Origin of the sequence: Amnibacterium sp., from assembly GCF_051956055.1 — a bacterium.
In the GTDB taxonomy this organism is placed as follows: Bacteria; Actinomycetota; Actinomycetes; order Actinomycetales; family Microbacteriaceae; genus Amnibacterium.
Genome location: NZ_JBQCGC010000094.1, coordinates 1 through 2,507 on the forward strand (window position 1 = coordinate 1; position 2,507 = coordinate 2,507).

General features: G+C 72.2%; 4 protein-coding genes. 3 read left to right on the forward strand and 1 reads right to left on the reverse strand.

What is annotated here, in order from left to right; translation table 11 throughout:
* Nucleotides 1–110 precede the first annotated feature (110 nt).
* Complete coding sequence (locus tag ACTHLI_RS13450) at nt 111–668, reverse strand: CGNR zinc finger domain-containing protein (protein WP_440184598.1); 558 nt, start codon at nt 666–668, stop codon at nt 111–113.
* A 72-nt stretch (nt 669–740) separates the two neighbouring features.
* Here ACTHLI_RS13450 and ACTHLI_RS13455 point away from each other — a divergent pair, with 72 nt between their 5' ends.
* The 3 genes from ACTHLI_RS13455 to ACTHLI_RS13465 form a co-directional block, all read left to right on the forward strand.
* Nucleotides 741–1,625, forward strand: a complete 885-nt coding sequence (locus ACTHLI_RS13455) for an EamA family transporter (RefSeq protein ID WP_440184601.1) — start codon at nt 741–743, stop codon at nt 1,623–1,625.
* Nucleotides 1,619–1,771: a hypothetical protein gene (locus ACTHLI_RS13460; RefSeq protein WP_440184603.1), complete on the forward strand. Its 153-nt coding sequence runs from the start codon at nt 1,619–1,621 to the stop codon at nt 1,769–1,771. Before ACTHLI_RS13455 ends, ACTHLI_RS13460 begins: the two co-directional genes overlap by 7 nt.
* 10 nt (nt 1,772–1,781) lie before the next feature.
* The coding region (locus ACTHLI_RS13465; protein ID WP_440184606.1) for an SDR family NAD(P)-dependent oxidoreductase at nt 1,782–2,507 on the forward strand (726 nt) is incomplete at its 3' end.

Below are 2,507 nucleotides of genomic sequence, written 5' to 3' on the forward strand. Positions count from 1 at the left end.
GGGGCGGCCCCCCCCACGCCCCGCGCGTCGTTTGGGTCGCTTTTTTTTGGGGTGTCTCGGCCCGGGGGCCCCCCAAAAACCAAAACAAACCCCCACCCCCGCGTCGCGGCTCAGCCCGCGGCGTTGCGGGCGCGGAAGGCGCGCACGTTCATCCGGTTGCCGCAGTTGCCGACGTCGCAGAAGCGCTTCGAGCGGTTGCGGGAGAAGTCGACGAGCACGGCCCCGCAGTCGTCCGCCGCGCAGCGCTTCATCCGGGACCTCTCGCCCTGCCGCAGCACGTCGACCCAGGCCATCGCCATCTCGACCATGACGCGGTCGGCGAGCGGCGCATCCGGGGCGTTCGCGTGGATGTGCCACCCCAGCCCGTCGTGGTCGACGAGGCGGGGGAGCGCGCCGCCCTCGGCGAGCATCCCGTTCACGATCGCGACGGCCTGCTCGTCGCTCTCCGTCTCCCACAGCGCGCGGAGACGGAGCCGGAGGGCCCTGAGCGACTCGAGCTCAGCGCCCGTGTGCAGCCGCGCGCCGGTGAAGCCCTCGCCCTCGAACCATTCGTCGAGCTGCGCCATAGTCGTGAACTCGTCCTCGCCGCTGTGCGAGGCGTCGGGCAGCGTGTTCACGAGGGTGGTCGCCGCCAGCAGGCTGAGCTCGACGTCATGGGTGAACAGCACGTGACTCCTGACCTCGGCACCCTCCTGACCGCTAGGATCGCGCCGATGTCATGAGTGTACGCGGGTTGACTCGTGACACGGGAGGATGCGGTGGAGGGGAAGCGCGCGGCGAGCGGGTTGACGTTCGCGGTGCTCGCGGCGCTCGCGTTCGGCATCGGCGGCCCGTTCGTGCGGCCGCTGCTCGAGGCGGGCTGGAGCTCGTCCGCCGCGGTGCTGTGCCGGTGCGCGGGCACGTTCCTCCTGCTGCTCGGTCCGGCCCTCGTGCTGCTCCGCGGCCGGTGGGGGATCCTGCGCCGCAACCTCCGCACGGTGCTCGCCTACGGGGTCTTCGCGGTGGTCGGCACGCAGCTGCTCTACTACTCCGCGATCACGCGGATGCCGGTCGGCGCCGCCCTGCTGATCGAGTACCTCGCGCCCGTGCTGCTCGTCGGCTGGACCTGGCTGCGGACGCGCAGGCGCCCTGGCGGTCGTGTGGTCGCCGGATCGGTCCTCGCCGTCCTCGGCCTGCTGCTCGTCGTCGACCTCGGCGCCCCGGGCGGGGTGGACCCGATCGGGCCGATCCTCGCCCTGACCGCGGCGGTCGGCGTCGTCGTCTATTACGTCGTCAACGCGCGGCTGGACGCGGAGCTGCACCCGATCGTCCTGCTCGCCGCGGCGATGGCGGTCGGCTGCGTGATCCTGCTCGCGCTCGCGGTCGTCGGCGTCGCGCCGATCACCGCCTCGACCCGCGACGTGGTGCTCGCCGGTGCGATCGTCCCCTGGTGGCTGCCGGCGGCGGTCGTGGTGCTGGTGTCCACCTCCAGCGCCTACCTCCTGGGCATCGCGGGGGGGGCGCCCGGCTGGGCAGCCGCGTCGCCTCGTTCGTCGGGCTGTTCGAGGTGCTGTTCGCGGTACTCGCCGCGTGGCTCCTGCTCGGCGACCTGCCCGCCCCGATCCAGCTCGGCGGCGGCGTGCTGATCCTCGCGGGCGTGGTGCTCGTGAAGCTGCAGCGGGAGGCGCCGGAGGCGGTCGCGGGCGCCCCGCACGTCGTCCCGAAGCGTTCTCGACCGGTCTCCAGGCGGCGTACGGCCGACGCCCCGGAGACGTCCCGGAGGGTCTCGTAGCGTCCCCGGCGTGACCGATCAGTACACCCTGCAGGACCCGACGACCCAGTACCCGAAGCCCGACGACAGCTGGCAGCAGTACCAGCCGGGGGCCGGCACCGAGCAGCGGCAGCACCCGACGCCCGACGCGGGCGAGACGACCTACCGGGGCACCGGCCGGCTCACCGGTCGCAAGGCCGTGGTGACCGGCGCGGACAGCGGGATCGGCCGCGCGGCGGCGATCGCGTTCGCCCGTGAGGGCGCGGACGTCGTCCTGTCCTACCTGCCGGAGGAGGAGGCCGACGCGAAGGAGGTCGTGTGCGTGGTCGAGGACGCGGGCCGGAAGGCCGTGGCGTTCCCGGGCGACCTGAAGGACGAGTCCTACTGCGAGGCGCTCATCCGGAAGGCGGTCGACGAGCTCGGCGGCATCGACATCCTCGCGAACGTGGCCGGCAAGCAGCAGACGCAGCAGTCCATCGAGGACATCACGACGGAGCAGTTCGACGAGACGATGAAGACGAAAGTCTACTCGCTGTTCTGGCTGTGCAAGGCCGCCGTCCGGCAGATGCAGCCGGGCAGCACCATCATCAACACCGCCTCCATCCAGGCGTACTCGCCGAGCCCGACGCTCATCGACTACGCGTCGACGAAGTCGCAGATCAACGCGTTCAGCAAGGCGCTCGCCGGCTCGGTCGCCGAGCAGGGCATCCGGGTCAACGTCGTCGCTCCCGGCCCGGTCTGGACGCCGCTCCAGCAG